Source organism: Arthrobacter sp. LT660 (genome assembly GCF_056172845.1).
The window spans coordinates 2367228-2385925 of record NZ_CM149651.1 but is presented as its reverse complement, the minus strand read 5'-3'; the positions used below and the strand labels follow the sequence as shown (position 1 = coordinate 2385925).

Below are 18698 nucleotides of genomic sequence, written 5' to 3'. Positions count from 1 at the left end.
GGGCGGCGGGGGCCGGGAGCCCCCGCCGCCGTGCCGATCCCTAGAAGCCGTAGCCGTCGTTGGAGGCGATGTTCGCGTCGATTTCGTTGACCGCGGAGTCCAGCGCCTCCTGGGCGTCGGCGCCGCTCATGATGTCCTTCGCCGCCTTCTCGAAGGTGCTGGAGATGACCGCGTAGGCCGGCGTCTCCGGGCGGAGGACGGCGTATTCCTGGGAGAACTCGACGAAGGGCCGGAGGGTCCCGTCGTCACCGAAGTGTTCCGAGGCCTGGGCTGCGGCCTCGGTGGCCGGGATGACCACCTGCTTGTCGGCGAACTCGGTGATGTACTCGTCCTGGAAGCTGAACTCGAGGTACTCGCGGGCGCCGTCGGCCGCGGCGCAGGAGGAGGAGATGCCCCACTGCCAGGAGCCGCCGCCGATCTTCGGGCCCTCGCCCAGGTCGACCGGCGGGAGGATCAGCAGGTCGTCGCCCACGGCGTCGATGGCGTCCATCGCGTTCCAGACGCCCGTGTAGCTGAGGGCGACCTCGTCGTCGATGAACTCCTGGTTGCCCACCGTGCCGTCGTTGCTGGCGTAACCGGACTCGAACAGCCCGGCGAACCACTCCGCCCACTCCACGGCTTCGGGGCTGTTGAGCGCGCCGTCGGCGGTAAGCATCGTTTCCCGGTCGATCAGGTCCGCACCGGCGCTCTGCAGCAGCGGCGAGTAAGCGTAGGGCCACCACTCGCCGGTGTCTTCGGCGCCGATGTCGATCGGCGTTTCGTATCCCGCGGCCTTGAGCTTCTCGAGGGCGGACCCGAACTCGTCCTTGGTCCACGGCTGCTCCATGGTCGGAATCCTGATGTTCTCGGCCTCGAGGACCGACTTCCGGGCGAAGATGCCCAGCGCGGCGTCCCAATAGCCTGCCGAGTAGATCTCGCCCTCCCATTCGCCGACCGCGGTCGGAAGCAGGTTGTCCGTGAGCTCGGTGGGGAGGTCCAGCGGCTGAAGGTGGCCGGCCCACGCCCAGTTCGGCATGATCGGGCCGTCGAGGTCGAGCAGGCAGGGAAGGTCGCCCGAGGCGGCGGCGGCCACGACGGCGTCGTTGTAGGCGCCCTGCGGGAAGGACTCGTGGACCACCGTGTAGTCCTCCTGCGACTCGTTGAAGTCGCTGATGATCCGTTCGTAGACGGCGAGCTCGGCGGGGTTTCCGGCCGAGTGCGTCCACATCTTCAACTCGGAACGGCCGTCGGCCGTGGTGTTGTCCTGCCCGGCCTGGCCGCAACCCGTGAGGGCCAGGGCGGAAACGAGGGCGGTGGAGACAAGTAGTGGTGCGGTGCGTCGCGCCATTGTGGTTACCTTTCATAGGTGGACGGCTTCAGCGCCGGCCATTGTTCGGGTGCCGCCCCAGCGGGACGGCGTCTCGGATGTTCAGGCTCGCCGCCGGTCGATGCTTGCCGGCTTGGCCGGCGGCGGGCCCACGGATTCCCGTCTCACGACGGGGCACTCCATGCGGTGAACGGTGCCGTTTTTTACCGTGTTGACGCCGAGCACGGTCTCCATCGCCCAGCGGCCCATTTCGTAATGGGGAAGCGCGATGGTGGTCAAGGGGGGATCCAGCTCCGCGGCCACGAGTTGTTGATCGTCGTAGCCGACCACGGAGAGGTCTTGGGGAATCCGCAGGCCCCGGCGGTGGGCGGCGACGTAGACGCCCGCCGCCATGCGGTCGTTGAAGGCGAAGACCGCCGTCGGGCGTTTCTCCGCGGGCAGATCCAGCAGCTCGTCGGTGGCGGTCCGGCCACCAAGAGCCGTGGTGTCCCCACGCACGTGGAGTGCGGGATCCGCCTCGAGCCCCGCGGCCGCGAGGGCCTCCCGATATCCCGTCAGGCGGAGACCCGAAGCGAGCACGCCGGATTCGTTGCTGTCCACGTAGGCGATCCGCCGGTGGCCGGCGGCGATCAGTTCCCGGACCGCCGCACGGCCGCCCGCCTGGTCGTCCGGTACGACGGCGCTGTGCGAGGCCTGCGACGGGCGGCAGTCGAGGAACACCGTTTCCTTCACGAGGCCTTCCGGTGCCGGCACGACCCGGTGGTACATGCTGGCGTAGATCATCGCGTCGACCTGATGGGCGGCCAGTGCGCTGATCGAGTCCCGCTCGACAGCCGGGTCGCCGGCGGTGTCCACGAGCAAAAGCAGGCGGCCGTTCTCTCTTGCGGCATCTTGGGCTCCGGCGAGCATCCGGCCGGCGAACGGTGTCGTGGCGATCTGGTCCGAGATGAGGCCGACGGTTCTGGTCTGCCGGGTCCGAAGACCCCGCGCCAGCGAGCTGGGACGGTAGCCGATCTTCTCCGCCGCCTCCCTGACCCGCAGGCGGGTTACGGCGGAAATGCGGGAAGGCGCGTCGTTCAGGACCAGCGAAACGGTGCTCGCGGAGACGCCGGCAGCCTGGGCGACGTCTGAGATGCGTGGCTGGCCCAAGAAAAGTCACGTCCTTGTGGAGAGGTTGATAAATCGATTGATCAAGCTGTCGATCTATTGTGACACCGGTCATCATTTGGCGTCAAGGGGGTGTGTTCTCCGGCGTCATTCCTGATCGTCCCGCCTCTGGCGCGGTAGGCGCGCTCGGCGCACAATGGCGACAGGGGCCGCCGCGCCGGGCGCCCGTGAGGGGGACGGCATGGGGAACGCCATCGCGGTGGAGGGACTGGCCAAGCGCTTCGGCAACCGCGAGGCGCTGCGCGGGATCGACTTCGAGATCGAGCGCGGCAGCGTGTTTGGGGTGATCGGACCCAATGGGGCCGGCAAAACCACCGCCATGCGCTGCCTGCTGGACATCATTCGGCCCACGGCGGGAACGGTCCGGGTGCTTGGCACGGATCCGCGCCGGGCGGGCCCCGAGGTCCGACGCCGGATCGGGTACCTTCCCGGCGAACTGGCCCTCGAGCGCCGGATCACCGGCCGCCGGATGATGTCCCACTTCGCCGCCATCAGCGGGCCCGTCCGGCCCGGGCGCGTCGACGGACTCGCCGCCCGGCTGGGCCTGGAGCTGGACCGACAGTCCCGCAAGCTCTCCAAGGGCAACAAGCAGAAGCTCGGCCTGGTTCAGGCGTTCATGCACGATCCCGAACTGCTCATCCTGGACGAGCCGACGTCGGGACTGGACCCGCTCATGCAGCGCGAGTTCCTCGCGATGGTGGAGGAGGCCAAGGGCCGCGGCCAAACCGTGTTCCTGTCCTCGCACATGATCGGCGAGATCCAGCAGGCCGCGGACACGGTGGCGATCCTGCGGGACGGGCTGATCGTGCGCACCGCGACCGTCGCGGAACTGCGCGCGGGGGCCCGGCGTCGGCTGCGCGTCGTCGCCGCTGCCGGTCCGGACGCGCTCGCCGCGCACCTGGACCGGCTCCCGGGACTGGAGCGCTCCGGCGTCGTACGGCTCGAGGAAGGGGCGAGCGTTCTCGACGCGGCCTACGCGGGCGACGTCGGTGCGCTGCTCCACGCGCTGTCGGGACTCGACGTGCGCGATCTGGTCCTGGAGGAACCGGACCTGGAGGAGGCCGTGCTGGAGCTTTACGGCTCCGGCCCCGGCAACGGGCGGCTCCGCGCCGAGGGGGAACGGCGATGACGGCCCCGGCCCACCGGCCGGTGCCGACGCTGTTCGCCAAGGCTCTCGCGGACACGTGGCGCTCCACCCTGGTGTGGGCCGCGGTGCTCCTCGCCGTGCTGGCCCTCTACCTTCCGCTGTACCCGTCGATGGCCGGCCCGGAGATGGAGGGGCTGCTGGCGTCCCTGCCGCCGGAGCTCATCCGGGCGCTGAACTACGACCAGATCGGCACCGGGCCGGGCTACGCGCAGGCCACGTTCTTCGGGCTGCTGGGGTTCATGCTGACGTCGGCCGTCGCGATTTCGACGGGGTCGGCCGCGATCGGCGGGGACGAGGACGCGGGACTGCTGGAGCTCACGCTCGCGCACGGGGTGACGCGCACCCAAGTGGTGGTGGGGCGGGCGCTGGCGCTCCTGGCCACCGTGGCATTGCTGATGCTCGTGGTCTACGCCGGGGTGTGGGCGCTGAACGGGCCGTCCGAGCTGGGCCTGGAGGCCGGGCCGCTACTGCAGGGCGTGGCGCAGTTCCTGCTTCTGGTGCTGCTCGGCGGGACGGCTGCGATGCTCGGCGGGGCGGTCGGCGGCCACCGGACGCACGGGACGGTGGCCGGCGCCGTCGTGGCCGTGGGCGGGTACGTGCTGAACGCCGTGGGAAACCAAAGCGCGGACCTCGAATGGATGCATGCGCTGTCCCCCTACAACTGGGCGCTCGACGGCTTGCTTTTGGTCGAGGGCATCGACTGGACCGTTTTCTGGGGGCTCGCCGGATTGAACGCGCTGTTCGTGGCGCTCGCCGTCGTCGCGCTGCGCCGCCGCGACGTCGGGGGAGCGTAGGCGCCCCCTCCCGTTTCGACGGAGGTAGATGCTCCCCGCCCCCGTTTCGACGGAGGTAGATGCTGGAATTCCGCCGAAAACGGACATCTACCTTCGTCGAAACGCGGCCGGGTGGGGGAGGGTTTCTGCTATTCCTGCAGTAGGCCGTCGAGGTTCAGGACCATCTCCGTGTACTCGTCGCCCTGGATGACCACATGCGTCCTCGCCAGCGCACGGGCTTCCTGGGCGGAGCCGTCCCTGATGGCCTGGGCGATGGCGCGGTGCTCGCGCAGGCTCCGCGACATGCGGTCGCCCACGCGGAGTTGCAGGCGGCGATAGACCTCCAAGCCGCCCTGCAGCTTCTCCGTCTCCCGCCTGAGGAAATCGTTGCCCGAGCCGGCGTAGATCGTCCGGTGAAAGCGGCTGTTGGCGTCGTAGTATCCGTCCGGATCCCCGGAGTCGACGAACTGCTCGCAGGCGACGAGCCATCCCGTCATTTCGTCGGCCACGTCCGGCGGCATGCGCCGGGCCGCCAGCTCGGCGCAGAGGCCCTCCAGGTCCGCCATGACCTCGAAGCGCTCTGCGAGCTCGCGCATGCTCAAGCGCGAAACGAACGTCCCGCGCTTGGGCCGGATCTCCACCAGGCCGGATGTACTCAGGTGCTGGAGCGCATCGCGGACCGGCGTCCGCGAACACCCGTATTCCGCGGCAATGCCCTCCGGGTCAAGCTTGTCGCCAGGGCGGAAGCGGCCCTCCACGATCGCCTCTTCCAGGCCGCGCCGAACGCGTACGGCTTCTGACATGGGCGCCTCCTCTTCGTATGCCTCAAATTTAGCGCAAGCGCACGACTATGGCGTGGATCACATACATGCTGTACTGTCGCTGTTATATACAACACAGCATTCCATGTATATATCCATTCCCGTCAGGAGCACCCCATGGACACTCCCGTCCCGCTGTCAGCACGCTTGACAGCGAACTGCGCAGCACTGCTGGACGTCGGTGACGGCCACTTCAAGCCCGCGATGGCGGCCGCCATCTTGGACGAGTTCGAGGAACTCGACGCACACGGCCGGGCCGCCTTCTTCCGGTTCCTTCATCGCGATCTGACGCCGGACCCGGAAGCCGTTGGCGACGCCATCGCGCATTGGCAGACCGAGCCGTCCCAAGAAGCAGCCCAACGGCTGCACGCGGTGAGCGAGTCACCGCGCCAAGCCCTACTCCGCGGGCTCAACCTGGCGCCCGACGGAACGTTTCGGTTGGTCTCCATGCGGTCCCGGTTCCTGGAGGTCTTGGACCGGCATCCCGAGTTCAAGCCGGTCGATCAGGATTTCCTGCACCTGTTCCGCTCTTGGTTCAACGCGGGCTTTCTGAAGTTGCAGGAACTTTCGTGGGACTCCTCCAGCGCACTCGTCGAGCACATTCTCGACTATGAGTCCGTACACCCGCTGGAAAGCTGGTCCGAGTTGCGGTCGCGACTGAAGCCGGCGGACCGGAAGTGCTTCGCGTTCCTGCACCCCTCGATGGGGGACCGGCCGCTCATTTTCGTCGAGGTGGCCGTGACCGAGGAGATCCCACACTCGACGGAGTTCATGGACGACCTGGACCGCGTGAACCACACGGCCACCGGAACCGTGGCGACGCTCTACTCCATCAACAACACCTTCCCCGGCCTCCGCGGAATCCCGTTCGGCAATCACCTCATCAAACAGGTGATCGCCCACGTGCGCCGCGAAAATCCACGGATCACCACGTTCGTGACGCTCTCCCCGGTCCCGGGCTTCCGCGCCTGGCTTGAGGAGCGGTCGGCAGACGGTTCGGATTCGGATGGGCTGATTCGCGCAGCCGAGAAGGCGCTGCAGCCCGGGGCCCCGGACGACGCCGTCTCTTCAGTCCGCGCGGCGATCACCGCCGCCGCGCACAGCTACCTCTTGGAAAGCACGGACAGCCGGGGCAGGCCGTTGGACCGCGTAGCCAGATTCCACCTGCGCAACGGGGCCACCCTGCACCGTATTAATTGGCCGGCGAACACCGAGAAGCACGTCATGGAGCAGTCCGTGGGGCTCATGGCCAACTACATCTACCAGGGCAACGAGTTGCACCAGCTCGCCGCGGCCGGATCCTACGCGGCGGCCACACACTCATCCACTACGGCCGAGGAGGCACCATGAAGACCATTGTTCAAATGTTCGACGACGCGGCGGGGCGACGAGGGGAGAAACCCCTCACCATCGAGCCGGACGGACGGAACCTGAGCTACGCGCAGGCGCACGCCCTGACGGAACGGCTGGCCGGCATCCTGACCGCCCTGGGCGTGAAACCGGGGGACCGGGTCGCCGCCAAGGTCGAGAAGCTGCCGGAGGTGATCGCCCTCTACCTAGCGACCCTCAGGGTCGGCGCGATCTACCTGCCTCTGAACACGGCATACACGGGCAGTGAACTCCAGTACTTCATCGACGACGCCCGGCCCAAGGTGTTCGTTTGCAACCCCGGGGAGGAAACCGGGCTCGCGCAGAGCAGTCCGGACCACGTTGCGTTCGTGTCGATGGGTCCGCGGGAGAGCGGAATCCTCTTCGAGCAAGCCCCCGAGCCGTTCGTGCCGCCGGCCGTGGACCTGGATGCCCCGGCTGCCATCCTCTATACTTCGGGAACCACCGGCCGTTCCAAGGGCGCCGTGCTGACCCACCGCAACCTCGCCAGCAACTGCTCCACGCTGACGGAGGCCTGGCGGTACACCGAAGACGACGTGCTCATCCACGCGCTGCCGATTTTCCACATCCACGGACTGTTCGTGGCCATCAACATGTCGGTGACCAGCGGGGCCACCATGCACTTCCTGCCCAAGCTGGACCCCCAGGCGATCGTGGACCTCATGCCCACGTCCACCGTGCTGATGGGCGTGCCGACCTTCTACACCCGGCTGCTCAAGCATGCGGAGGTCACCGCGGAGACCACGGCGGGCATGCGCCTGTTCGTCAGCGGGTCGGCGCCCCTGACCGCCGAAACGCACCACGAGTGGAAGGCCAGGACCGGCCACGCCATCCTGGAGCGCTACGGCATGACCGAGACCGGCATGATGTGCTCTAATCCCTACCGCGGCGAGCGCAAGGCCGGGACCGTCGGTCCGCCGTTGCCGGACATCGACGTGCGGATCGTCGACCGGGAGACCAACACGGTGTTGCCGGGCGGAACGGTGGGGCAGATCGAGGTCTCGGGACCGAACGTGTTCCGCGAGTACTGGAACAAACCGGAGAAGACCGCCGAGGACTTCACCGATGACGGCTACTTCATCACCGGCGACCTCGGGATGATCGACGACGACGGCTACCTCGCGATCGTCGGACGGGACAAGGACCTCATTATTTCCGGGGGCTACAACATCTACCCCAAGGAGATCGAGGACCTCATCGACGAACATCCGGCGGTGCGCGAGTCGGCGGTGGTCGGGGCTCCACACGCGGACCTCGGGGAGGTGCCCCTCGCCGTCGTCGTACTCCAAGAACACCACACCGCGACGTCCGAGGAGATCCTCGACATGGTCCGCCCGCACCTCGCACGGTTCAAGCAACCGCGGGCGGTCGTCTTCAGCGCCGAGCTGCCCCGGAACGTCATGGGCAAGGTCCAAAAGGCCGAGCTCCGGAGAACGCACGCAATGCTCTTTCAAAACCAACAGACGCCCGTGGGAACCAGGGGCTGAGAGGACAACATGATTATCACAGGAGTAGCGGTACTGGGCGCTTGTTATGTGGCCGGGATGCTCTTAGGCGAGCTCCTCGGCCTGTTGATCGGAGTGGAGTCGAACGTCGGCGGCGTCGGCTTCGCGATGATTCTGCTGGTCCTGGTCACCCACCGGATGCGGAGGGCGGGCCTTCTGCCCTCCGCCACCGAACACGGGGTGTTCTTCTGGAGCGCCATGTACATCCCGATCGTGGTGGCCATGGCCGCCACGCAGAACGTGGTCGCCGCCGTGAGCGGCGGACCCATGGCACTGCTGGCGGGGATCGGGGCCCTGGCCGCAGGATTGGCGCTGGTGCCGGTCCTAGCCAGAATCGGCGGACAAGCCGAACCACTGCCTTCGCTGGAGGAAGAAAAGACTAAGGAGGAAGTGGCATGACCGATCTCATTTCAGGCGTGCTGGAGGCCAACGGTCTCATTGTGGCGTTCGTCATCGTCGGGGCGTTGGTGCTTGCATCCAACTTCCTGTCCACCAAGCTGACCCGCGGCAGGCTGCAGGGCTCCGCCATCGCCATCATGGTCGGGCTCGCCCTCGCGTACTTCGGCGGGCTTCACACCGGGGGAGAAAAGGGTCTGGCGGACATCGCCGTCTTCGCCGGCCTGGGCGTGATGGGCGGCGCCATGCTGCGCGACTTCGCCATCGTCTCCACTGCCTACGGCGTGGACCTGAACGAAATCAAGAAGGCCGGGGTCACGGGCATCCTGGCGGTCCTGCTGGGCGTATTCGTCTCCGCCACCGTCGGCGCGGTCGTGGCGGTCGCCTTCGGGTACACCGATCCCGTCAGCATGGCGACCATCGGAGGCGGCGCGGCCACGTACATCGTCGGCCCCGTCACCGGCACCGCGCTCGGCGCCAGCAGCGAGGTGATCGCGCTGAGCGTGGCGGCCGGGCTGGTCAAGTCGGTCATCGTCATGGTCGGCACGCCCTTCATTGCGCCGTTGATCCGGCTGAACAACTACAAGTCCGCGATGGCGTTCGGGGGCCTGATGGGGACCACTTCGGGCGTGGCCGGCGGATTGGCCGCCACCGACAAGCGGCTCGTCCCCTACGGCGCGATGACGGCGACGTTCTACACGGGCATGGGCGTCCTGTTGGTGCCGTCGGTCTTCTACTTCGCGCTGGTGGCGATCACCGGCGGTTGAGGACCGCGAACGGAAGAGGCGAGGATACGACGGCGGTGCGCGCCGCCGTCGTGGGGGTGAAGGTCGAAGTCCGTAGGGCCTAACGGCCCACCAGTGGCCCGCCGGCTTCCCATTTCGACGAAGCCAGATGCCCCCACCCCCCGTTTCGACGAAGGTAGATGCTCTGATTCGGCCGAATCAGAGCATCTACCTCAGGCAAAACGGGAGGGGGAAACATCCAGCTCAGGCGAAAATCCCCCGGCCGGACCCTCCCCGGCGCCGGCGGATCAGACCGCCGCCGGCACGGGCTCGCGGTCCGCGGCGCTGGGCGCCTCGCCGAGGCGCAGCCGCCGGGCCGCGACCGCATCCGCGAGGTCCTCGTCGTGGGTGACGAGGACCAGCGCGGCATCGTGCTCCGCGACCTGGTCCATCAGGCAGCGCACGGTTTCCTCCTGCGTGAGCAGGTCCAGCCGCGAAGTGGGTTCGTCCGCGAAAAGCACGCGCGGGCCCACCAACATGGCGCGGATGATGGCGATCCGCTGCAGCTCCCCGCCGGAGACCTCGCCGGGACGTCGGTCCAGCAGCTCGGGCGAGAGCCCCAGTCGTTCCATCAGGATTCCGACGCGGGACGGGTCCGCCCCGTGCCGTCGCACGACGTCGCGCAGCCCCGCCCGGATCGGCACGCCGGGGGCGAACGAGACCGCGGGGTCCTGGTACAGCTTCTGGACCCGGCCGCCGGACAGCGCGGGGTCGTGGCGCACGGTGCCGGCATCGGTATCCACGAGCCGCAACAGGATCCCGCCGAGCGTCGTCTTCCCGCAGCCGCTGGGCCCGGTGAGCGCGAGCCGTTCGCCGGCCGCGATGTCCACGTCCAGCCCGGAGAACAGCGGCTTTCCGGAGTACGACTTCGCGAGGCCCGACGCCGTAATCAGCGCCGCGCCGGCACCGCCGCCGCCAACCGCGCCCCCAGCGCCACCCCCGCCGCGCCACGGCACGTCCCACCGCCGCGGCTCGGCGGCGAGCAGGCGCCGCGTCCAGGCGTGGTCCGGCGCGCCCAAGACGCGCTCGGCCGGACCCTGCTCGACGACGGCGGCCTGCCGCATGACCAGCACCGTCCCTCCGAGCGCCCGCGCCAGGGCGAGGTCGTGCGTGATGGTCAGCAACGCGCCGCCGTCGTCCGCGTGCTTGGCCAGCATCCCGGCCAACGCGTCGCGCGCGACGGCGTCGAGACCCTTGGACGGCTCGTCGGCGATCAGCGTGTCCGCCCCGCCCATGGTCGCCGCCGCGAAGGCGACGCGCTGGGCCATGCCGCCGGACAACGTGTGCGGGTACGAGCGCCCGCTCCCGGCCAGCCCCAGCCCGGCGAGCCGTTCGCCGGCGGTTTCCAGCGCGCGCAGGCGCCCGCGCCGGCCGCTATGGAAACCCGGCGCCCCCTCGGCCACCTGGACGCCGACCCGCATGGTCGGGTCCAAGGCGAGGACGGGCTCCTGCGGAAGCAGCGCCAGCCGCCGCCCCCACAACCGCCGCCTGGCCCGCGTGTCCGCCAACGGCGACTCGGCGCCGTCGTGCCGGATCGTGCCCTCCACCCGCAGTCCGGGCGGCAGGCTGCCCATCAGCGCGTGCGCCAGCAGCGATTTGCCGGACCCGCTTTCGCCGACGATCGTCACCGGTTCGCCGGGGACCAGCGTCAGGCGCGGGACGTCCACGAGGACGCGGTTGCCGTGCAGGACACGGACATCGAAGAGTTCGGTTGTCATCGGCGGACCTCCTGGGAACGCAGGCCGAGGAGCCCGACCAGCAGCGCGAACAGCACCGCGGTGGGTGCCAGCACCATCCAGGGGGCCTCGTGGTAAAAGGGAAGGGCCTCGGTGATCATGAGGCCGAGTTCGGCGGTCGGCGGCTTCAGGCCCACGCCGACGTAGCTCAGCGTGGACATCGCCAGGACGGCGGTCGCGGTGCCCATCGTGGCCATGCTCAGCAGCACGGGCGCGAGTTCCGGCCAGAGGTGCCGGCGCAGAACGTGTACGACGCCGAGCCGTAGCAGCCCCGCGGCCTCGACGGCCGGGCCGGTCAGCACGCTCACCGCGCGCGCCCGCACCACGCGGAAGTACTCGACCCACTGCGCCAGCGCGATGCCGATGTAGATGGTCCACAGTTCGCCCGAAGCCAACGCCGCGAAGATCAGCACGATCAGCAGCGCGGGCAGGGCCAGGAACACCTCCGACAATCCCAACAGGACGCGGTCCAGCCAGCCGCGGCGCCACGCGGCGAGGACACCCAGCGTGGTCCCGGCGACTGCGGCGGTCGCCACGCACAGCACCGCCAGCAGCAGCGAAAGCCGGGTGGCGTGGGCCAGCCGCGCGGCGACGCTGCGGCCGAGGTGGTCGTGGCCGAGCGGCTCGGCCGGCGTGGGCGGCTGCAGGAACTGCGCCAGGTCCTGGCCGGCGTACTGCCGCCACACCAACGGCCCGACGACGGCGAAAAGCACCAGCGCGGCCAGCAGCGTTCCGGCGGCGAACCTCGCGGCGCGGGGCGCCCGGCGCGCGGGGACTTCGGCGGACGCGCCGGGTGCGGGGACGGCGGGAACGGTGGGGGTGGTCGTGTCCAAGGTCATCGGGACTCCCGGGTTCGTGGGTCGAGGGCGAGGACGGCCAGGTCGACGACGGTGGAGACCACCACGACGATCAGCGCCAGCGCGAGGACCGTGGCCTGCATGGAGGGGACGTCGCGCCAGAACACGGAGTGGACCAACGCGTGGCCGAGGCCCGGCCAGGCGAACAGGCTCTCGACGACCACCACGCCCTCCACCAGGACCAGCACCTGCACGCCGAGGTAGGCCACGAGGGTGGTCCCGGCGTTGCGCAGGACGTGGCGGAGGAACACCAGCCGCGCGCCGAGTCCCTTGGTGGCGGCGAAGTGCGCCTGGTCGGAGGCCAGGACCTGCCCGACGGCGTCCCGGGTCACCCGGGCGAACAGCCCGGACAACCCGACGGCCAGCGTGAGCGCCGGAAGCACAGCGCTGCCTTGTTGCCCGTGTCCGGCCGCGGGTACCCAGCCGAGCTGGACGGAAAAAACGATGATCAGGACCAGCCCCAGCACGAACGGAGGAAGGGCGCGCACGACGGCGACCCACAGGTCCGTGAGCCGGGCCGGCACTCCGCCGGGGCGGTGCGCCGCGGCGGTGCCGATGGCCAGGCCGGCTGCGACCGAGGCGAGCAGCGCCCACGCCGCGAGCTCGACCGTGGCGCCCAGGTGGCGGCCGAGTTCCTCGGCGACCGGGACGCCGGTGACCAGCGAGGTGCCGAAGTCGAACCGCAGCGCGTCGAGCACCCACGCGCCGAGCTGTTCCCACACGGGCCGGTCCAGGCCGAGTTCCGCGCGGATCCCCGCGGCGGCAGCGGCGTCGACCTTGTCGTAGCCGTAGCGTCCGGCCGCGATGCGGAAGGCGATGTCGCCCGGCAGGGACTGGACGATCACGAAGCAGGTCACCGTGACCGCGATGCAGACGCCGAGCGCCTGGGCGGCGCGGCGGGCCAGGATGCGCCCGGCTGCCCGCAAGGGCGCGGAGAGGCCGGGCGCGGACGGGCCGGGCGCGGAGAGGCGGGGATGGAGGGTCGGGGCGCTCACGGTCACTTCCCGAGGGAGACGCCGGCGAGACCCCAGCCGCGCTCCAGCGGATCGAGCTCGAAGCCCTGCACGGAGTCCGCGACGACGGCGCTCTGCCGATACCAGGCCACGGGCACCACGGGCTGCTGCTCCTGCAGAATGCCGGCGACCTCGAGCCGTGCGTCGTTCGCGGCTGTTCCCGCCTGGTCCGCGTCGGTGGCGAGGCGGTCCAGCGCGGTGTTGAGCGCGGGGTCGTTCCACCCCATGGATCCCCAGTCGCCGCCGGCCTCCGGGTAGTCCTTCAGGAGCGTGACGGTGGGGTCCGGGACCAGGGCGAAGTTGCGCGCGAAGAGGGCCATGTCCAGGGAGCCGTCGTGGTGTCCCGCGGCGATTTCACTGGAGTTGTCGACCCGGACGTCCACCTTGACGCCGACCTCGGCGAGGGCCGCTTGGATCGCGGTGGCCAGGGTGGGCAGCTCGGGCCGGTCCGGGAACGTCAACAGCGTGAGGCTCAGCGGCTCGCCGTCCTTGGTGCGCACGCCGTCGGCCCCGGCGCGCCAGCCGGCTTCGTCCAGCAGTGTGGCCGCGGCCCCGGCGTCGTGCTCCAGGGGTGCCAGATCGGCGTCGTGCCAGGCCTCGAGGGCCGGGGGGAACATCTGCGTGGCCGCGACCTCCGGATCGCGCAGGACGGCGGTGGCCATCGCGGGACGGTCCAGCGCCATGGAGAGCGCCCGCCGGACGCGCTGGTCCTTCAGCGCGGGGTGCCCCGCGTTCAGCTTCAGCAGGATGGTCCGGGGCAGGAGCACCGATTCGACGCTCACTCCATCCGCGTCCTTGATCCGCTGCAGGCTGGTCGGATCCATGCCGAACGCGATGTCCGCCTGCCCGCTCTGCGCCATCAGCGCGCGGTTCTCGGCGCGGCCGACGCTCTGGTAGACCACCTCGGGCACGGTGGGCGCGGCGCCGTCGTACTCCGCATGCGCCTCGAGCTCGATCCGCGCCGGTGGCGCGACATCCACGACCTTGTACGGCCCGGAGCCCACCACCTCGCTGACGGTCCCGTCCTCCGCGTAGGCGGAGGGGGCGAGGATCTGCGTGCTGGTGGCGGCGAGGACGGCCGGCAACGGCGCGAACGGCTCGGAGAGTTCGACGACGACGGCGGCGCCCTCGGCGCGGATGTCCTCGATCGGTGCGGACGTGATGGTGTTCGCCTCGGAGGCCCGGGCGGTGTCCAGGGCGGCGACGACGGCGACCGCGTCCACGGGGGTGCCGTCGTGGAACGCCGCGCCGTCGCGGAGGGTGAACGTCCACTCGAGTCCGTTGCCGGAGGCGTTCCATTCGGTGGCCAGCCCGGGCAGGAGCTCGCCGGTGGGGCCGGCCTCGACGAGGGTCTCGGCGACCTGCAGGCGGGTGAAGATGCCCTCGGCGGTTTCCGGCTCGATGCTGTGGACCTCGTAGGGGCCGATCACGTCGAGGGTGCCGTCGCCCGCTCCTGCCGTTGCCGCACCGGCCCCCGACGACGCCGGGGCGCCGGCTCCGGGGGTGGCCGCGCCACTTCCGCACGCGGCGAGCAGGGTCGCGGTGGCCAGGGCGAAGGCGGTGGGGATCAGGGCATTGTTTCTGGGCATGGGTGTCCTAGGGGTGCGGGTCAGTGGTGGGATGGGCCGGGGTGGCGGCTCCAGTCTAAGTCTAATAAGAATCATTAGCAATTTGCGTCGAGGGTCTTGTCGACCCCCCATTCCCGGCGTTCTTGCCCGCTCCGGGCTGTCGGCGTTTCGACGAGGGACGATGCGCTCCCCTCCGTTTTCGACGAAGGTTGATGCCCGCATTCTGCTGAATTTCGACATCTGCCTTCGTCGAAACGTGGGGGAGGGGGCGGTCACGAATTGGTTACGATCCCATCGTGCATTGCCAACGAAACTCGGCGGAGGTGGAAACTGTGGCTACCGTGTTACGCCTGACGTGGTGCTTTGGGATCCGGTCGGCAACTACGCAACCAGGGTGAAGAAGGTCAAAACATGTCCGAATTCGTCGGCGAGAGATACCGCCAGATACTTTTCGCCGCGTGGCAGCATTTCAGCCTCGTGGCCCAGTGCCTCATTCTGGCGACCGTCGTGGCTGTGCTCATCGCGGCGCTGGTGTACCGCAGTAAGACGGCGAGCTCGGTCGCCAACAGCATCTCCGCCGTCGGCCTGACCATCCCGTCCTTCGCGATGATCGGACTGTTGATCGCCCCGTTCGGCTTCGGAGTCCCGCCGGCCGTCATCGTCGTGGCGTTCTTCGCCGCCCTGCCGATCCTGCGCAACGCGGTGGTCGGGCTCGGCGGCATCCCGTCCGCCACCGTGGAATCGGCGCGCGGCATCGGCATGAGCCGCCTGCGCACCCTGGCCACCGTGGAAATCCCGATGGCCTGGCCCGTGATCCTCGCCGGAGTGCGCGTCTCGGCCCAGATGGTCATGGGGGTGGCCGCCGTCGCCGCCTACGCGCTCGGCCCGGGCCTCGGCGGATTCATCTTCTCCGGGCTCTCCCGGCTCGGTGGCGCCAACGCCTTCGAATCCGTTCTCGTCGGCGTCGTCGGCGTCGTCCTGTTGGCACTCGTCCTAGACCTGGTGCTTGTCGGCATCGGTCGAATCACAACCCCGCGAGGTATCCGTGTCTGAGACCGCAACCGTCCCGCAAGAATCCCCCGACGGCGTCACAGGCGCCTCGATCCTGCTCCGCGAGGTCACCAAGCTCTACCCCGGGCAGTCCAAGCCCGCCGTCGGCGGCCTGACCCTGGAGATCCCGGCGGGATCGATCGTCATGCTCGTCGGACCCTCCGGCTGCGGCAAGACCACCACGCTGAAGATGATCAACCGGCTGATCGAACCCACCAGCGGGAGCATCGTCATCAACGGCGAGGACGTCACCGGAATGGACGGCGACAAGCTGCGCCGCCAGATCGGCTACGTCATCCAGGCCGGCGGCCTCTTCCCGCACATGACCGTTGCCCACAACATCGCGCTGGTGCCCAAGATGCTCGGCTGGGACAAGGCCCGCACGGCCGCCCGCGTCGACGAGCTGCTGGAACTGGTATCGCTGGATCCGGCGACGTACCGCGACCGCTACCCGAAGGAGCTCTCCGGCGGGCAGCAGCAGCGCGTCGGCGTCGCGCGCGCCCTCGCGGCCGATCCGCCCGTCCTGCTCATGGACGAGCCCTTCGGCGCCGTGGACCCGATCACCCGCCAGCGGCTGCAGGACGAGCTCATCAACATCCAGTCCGAACTGCAGAAGACCATCGTCTGCGTGACCCACGACTTCGACGAGGCGGTCAAGCTCGGCGACTGGATCGCCATCTTCAACGAGGGCGCGCAACTGGTCCAATACGATTCCCCGGACCGCATCCTCGCTAACCCCGCCAACGAGTTCGTCGAGAACTTCATCGGGTCGGGCGCCGGGCTGAAGCAGCTCACCCTCAACCGCGTCCACGACGTCGAACTCGCCGAGGCCGTCACGGCCGTGCCCGGCGACCTGGCCAGCGACGTCCTGTCCCGGCTGCAGGGCGCCGGCGCGAAGAACGCAGTGGTCCTGGACAAGCGTGACCGCCCCATCCAGTGGCTCTCGCGCCGCCAGCTCAGCCGGATGGAGGTCGTCACCGATTCGGTCGACGCCTCCCTGGCGCTGGTCTCCGACCGTTCCACGCTCAACGACGCGCTGGACGTCATGCTCGTGGGCAGCACCAGCGCCGCCCTCGTCACCGGACGCCGCGACGCGTTCCTCGGGTTGGTGACGGTGGACACCGTCATGGACGCGATCCGCTCGGCCCAGGAGGCCGCGCAGGGCGACGCGGACTCGCCGGTCGGCCTGAACAGCGGAGCCATTCCGACGACGGCGGCCGAGTCCGCGCTTGCGGCGGCGGGCAACGCCGGAGATGCGGGGGATGCCGGCGACGGTTCCGTCACGGAGGCCGAAGGGGGAGAGGGGTTGCGGCCATGAGCGTCAACGCCCCCGAAGCGGAGGAAGTAGAGGCGCGGTCCGCCGGCGGTTCGTGGCGGGCGCTGTGGCTCCAACTGGCGTTCATCACCGCCGGATTCGCGGCGCTCCTCATCTGGCTGAGGACCGCAGACCTGTCCGAGACCGAACGCGCCACGCTGGCCCCGGACGCCCTCTGGGGCTACACGGTGGAGCACTTGCAACTGACCATGACCGCCGCCATCATCGTGCTGGTCGTCGCGATCCCCCTGGGCATCCTGCTGACCCGCGGACCGCTGCGGCGCTACAGCGGACCGGTGATGGCCGTGGCCAACATCGGACAGGCGGCCCCGGCCATCGGCCTGGTGGTGTTGCTCGCCTTCTGGCTCGGTTTCGGGTTCTGGGCCGCGACCGCTTCCCTGGTCGCCTACGCGATCCTGCCGGTGCTGCGCAACACGATGGTCGGGCTGCGCCAGGTCGACGAGCGGCTGGTGGAGGCCGGCCGCGGGATGGGCATGAGCGCCGCCGCGGTCCTGTTCAAGGTGGAACTGCCGCTTGCGGTGCCCGTCATGCTGGCCGGTATCCGGACGGCCCTGGTGTTGCTGGTCGGCACCGCGACCCTGGCCACCTTCATCAACGGAGGTGGCTTGGGCATCCTGATCACCACCGGGGTGAACCTGAACCTCACCGTGGTGCTCGTGGCCGGCTCCATCCTGGTGGCCTTGCTGGCCCTGCTGATCGATTGGGCGGGCCGGCTCTTCGAGCACGTGGCGCGCCCGAAGGGACTGTGACCCGATGACCACCAAGAACCCCCATGTGCGGGGCCGCCTGGCGGCCACGGCCGCGCTGGCCGCAGCCGTGCTCGCCCTCGCCGGATGCGGACTGCAGCCGGCTGCCTCCTACGTGCCTGAGGCGGAACCGGGCAGCATCCGGCCCGTCCCGGGTCTGCCCGAGGACGCGAAGATCACGATCACCAGCAAGAACTTCACCGAACAGCTGATCCTGGGCAAGATCGCGGTACTCGCGGCGGACGCCGCCGGGTTCGAGGTCAACGACCTGACCAACGTCCCGGGAAGCCAACCGGCCCGCGAGCTCATCGCCTCGGGCCAGGCGGACATGCTGTGGGAGTACACGGGAACGGCGTGGCTGACCTACCTGGGCCAGGACGCGGGCATCCCGGACCAGCAGGAGCAGTGGCAGGCCGTGCACGACATGGATCTGGAGAACGGCCTCACGTGGGCACCGGCCGCCCCGTTGAACAACACCTACGCATTCGCCGTGCGCAGCGAGGCCGTCGAGGAATTCGGCGGCATCTCCAAGTTGTCGGAGATCGCCGACCTCCCGGTGGAGGACCGCACGTTCTGCGTGGAGGCCGAGTTCAATTCCCGCCCCGACGGCATGAACCCGATGTTGGAAACGTATGGGATGGAGCGGGGCGCCGCGGATGGCGTGCCGGACGGCAACATTGGCATCTACGACACCGGCGCCGTCTACTCCGCGACCGACAACGGCGACTGCAACTTCGGCGAGGTGTTCACCACCGACGGCCGCATCGACTCGCTGGACCTGGTGGTCCTCGAGGACGACAAGACGTTCTTTCCGGCCTACAACGTCGCCGCCGTGTTCTTCACCGAGACGCTGAGGGAATACCCCCAGTTGGAGGAGGTCTTCGGGCAGATCTCGCCGCTGCTCAACGACGAGGAGATGCGCAGGATGAACCTCGAGGTCGACGTCAACGGCGCCGAGCCGGCGGACGTCGCCTTCGAATGGATGGTCTCCGAGGGCCTCATCACCGAACCCGCATAGCCTTCGCTCCCTCCTTCCCGCCCTCCCCCTTCCCGCGTTTCGACGAAGGTAGATGCTCTAAATAGGCCCGAAATGGACATCTACC

17 protein-coding genes are annotated in these 18698 nt (G+C 69.3%); 10 read left to right on the top strand and 7 right to left on the bottom strand.

Going from position 1 to position 18698, the window contains the following annotated elements; all coding sequences use genetic code 11:
* Positions 1 to 40: 40 nt before the first annotated feature.
* Together AC0QSG_RS11020 and AC0QSG_RS11015 are read right to left on the bottom strand one after the other, a co-directional pair.
* Positions 41 to 1327, bottom strand: a complete 1287-nt coding sequence (locus AC0QSG_RS11020) for a sugar ABC transporter substrate-binding protein (protein ID WP_475375411.1) — start codon at positions 1325 to 1327, stop codon at positions 41 to 43.
* Between the two features lie 81 nt (positions 1328 to 1408).
* On the bottom strand, positions 1409 to 2455 hold the full coding sequence (locus tag AC0QSG_RS11015) for a LacI family DNA-binding transcriptional regulator (RefSeq protein WP_475375410.1): 1047 nt from the start codon (positions 2453 to 2455) through the stop codon (positions 1409 to 1411).
* A gap of 199 nt (positions 2456 to 2654) precedes the next feature.
* Between AC0QSG_RS11015 and AC0QSG_RS11010 the strand changes: the two genes are divergently transcribed.
* Both AC0QSG_RS11010 and AC0QSG_RS11005 read left to right on the top strand, forming a co-directional pair.
* A complete protein-coding gene (locus AC0QSG_RS11010; protein ID WP_475375409.1) occupies positions 2655 to 3602 on the top strand; it encodes an ABC transporter ATP-binding protein in 948 nt (315 codons plus the stop codon).
* Positions 3599 to 4414, top strand: a complete 816-nt coding sequence (locus tag AC0QSG_RS11005; RefSeq protein WP_475375408.1) for an ABC transporter permease subunit — start codon at positions 3599 to 3601, stop codon at positions 4412 to 4414. The genes AC0QSG_RS11010 and AC0QSG_RS11005 overlap by 4 nt, the downstream gene beginning before the upstream one ends.
* 128 nt (positions 4415 to 4542) lie before the next feature.
* Here AC0QSG_RS11005 and AC0QSG_RS11000 read toward each other — a convergent pair whose 3' ends face one another.
* Entirely contained in the window at positions 4543 to 5196 is a 654-nt protein-coding gene (locus tag AC0QSG_RS11000; protein WP_435728931.1) for a GntR family transcriptional regulator, read from the bottom strand.
* Between the two features lie 135 nt (positions 5197 to 5331).
* Here AC0QSG_RS11000 and AC0QSG_RS10995 point away from each other — a divergent pair, with 135 nt between their 5' ends.
* Genes AC0QSG_RS10995 through madM form a run of 4 tightly spaced genes read left to right on the top strand, consistent with a single transcriptional unit; the run spans position 5332 to position 9271 of the window.
* The gene (locus tag AC0QSG_RS10995; protein WP_475375407.1) at positions 5332 to 6564 is read left to right on the top strand and encodes a malonyl-CoA decarboxylase domain-containing protein; all 1233 of its coding nucleotides are present in this window, start codon (positions 5332 to 5334) and stop codon (positions 6562 to 6564) included.
* Complete coding sequence (locus tag AC0QSG_RS10990) at positions 6561 to 8090, top strand: AMP-binding protein (RefSeq protein WP_475375406.1); 1530 nt, start codon at positions 6561 to 6563, stop codon at positions 8088 to 8090. Before AC0QSG_RS10995 ends, AC0QSG_RS10990 begins: the two co-directional genes overlap by 4 nt.
* 9 nt (positions 8091 to 8099) lie before the next feature.
* The gene (gene madL / locus AC0QSG_RS10985; protein ID WP_475375405.1) at positions 8100 to 8507 is read left to right on the top strand and encodes a malonate transporter subunit MadL; all 408 of its coding nucleotides are present in this window, start codon (positions 8100 to 8102) and stop codon (positions 8505 to 8507) included.
* Positions 8504 to 9271 carry a malonate transporter subunit MadM gene (gene madM / locus AC0QSG_RS10980; protein WP_475375404.1) on the top strand — a complete coding sequence of 256 codons (768 nt, stop codon included), beginning with the start codon at positions 8504 to 8506 and terminating at the stop codon, positions 9269 to 9271. Before madL ends, madM begins: the two co-directional genes overlap by 4 nt.
* A gap of 266 nt (positions 9272 to 9537) precedes the next feature.
* Here the strand turns inward: madM and AC0QSG_RS10975 are convergent, their stop codons facing one another.
* From AC0QSG_RS10975 to AC0QSG_RS10960, 4 genes are read right to left on the bottom strand one after another with little or no spacing between them, the layout of a single operon-like run.
* Positions 9538 to 11007, bottom strand: a complete 1470-nt coding sequence (locus AC0QSG_RS10975; protein ID WP_475375403.1) for an ABC transporter ATP-binding protein — start codon at positions 11005 to 11007, stop codon at positions 9538 to 9540.
* Positions 11004 to 11864 (bottom strand): ABC transporter permease, encoded by an 861-nt coding sequence (locus AC0QSG_RS10970; protein WP_475375402.1) that lies wholly within the window; start codon positions 11862 to 11864, stop codon positions 11004 to 11006. Before AC0QSG_RS10970 ends, AC0QSG_RS10975 begins: the two co-directional genes overlap by 4 nt.
* Complete coding sequence (locus AC0QSG_RS10965) at positions 11861 to 12877, bottom strand: ABC transporter permease (RefSeq protein ID WP_475375401.1); 1017 nt, start codon at positions 12875 to 12877, stop codon at positions 11861 to 11863. The genes AC0QSG_RS10970 and AC0QSG_RS10965 overlap by 4 nt, the downstream gene beginning before the upstream one ends.
* A 2-nt stretch (positions 12878 to 12879) precedes the next feature.
* Positions 12880 to 14484, bottom strand: coding sequence for an ABC transporter substrate-binding protein (locus AC0QSG_RS10960; RefSeq protein WP_475375400.1), 1605 nt, complete (start codon positions 14482 to 14484; stop codon positions 12880 to 12882).
* Positions 14485 to 14874: 390 nt separating this feature from the next.
* Here AC0QSG_RS10960 and AC0QSG_RS10955 point away from each other — a divergent pair, with 390 nt between their 5' ends.
* Genes AC0QSG_RS10955 through AC0QSG_RS10940 form a run of 4 tightly spaced genes read left to right on the top strand, consistent with a single transcriptional unit; the run spans position 14875 to position 18613 of the window.
* Positions 14875 to 15516 carry an ABC transporter permease gene (locus tag AC0QSG_RS10955; RefSeq protein ID WP_475375399.1) on the top strand — a complete coding sequence of 214 codons (642 nt, stop codon included), beginning with the start codon at positions 14875 to 14877 and terminating at the stop codon, positions 15514 to 15516.
* Complete coding sequence (locus tag AC0QSG_RS10950; RefSeq protein WP_475375398.1) at positions 15509 to 16831, top strand: ABC transporter ATP-binding protein; 1323 nt, start codon at positions 15509 to 15511, stop codon at positions 16829 to 16831. Before AC0QSG_RS10955 ends, AC0QSG_RS10950 begins: the two co-directional genes overlap by 8 nt.
* Positions 16828 to 17598 (top strand): ABC transporter permease, encoded by a 771-nt coding sequence (locus AC0QSG_RS10945; RefSeq protein ID WP_475375397.1) that lies wholly within the window; start codon positions 16828 to 16830, stop codon positions 17596 to 17598. Before AC0QSG_RS10950 ends, AC0QSG_RS10945 begins: the two co-directional genes overlap by 4 nt.
* 4 nt (positions 17599 to 17602) lie before the next feature.
* Entirely contained in the window at positions 17603 to 18613 is a 1011-nt protein-coding gene (locus tag AC0QSG_RS10940; protein WP_475375396.1) for a glycine betaine ABC transporter substrate-binding protein, read from the top strand.
* The last annotated feature ends 85 nt before the right edge of the window (positions 18614 to 18698 follow it).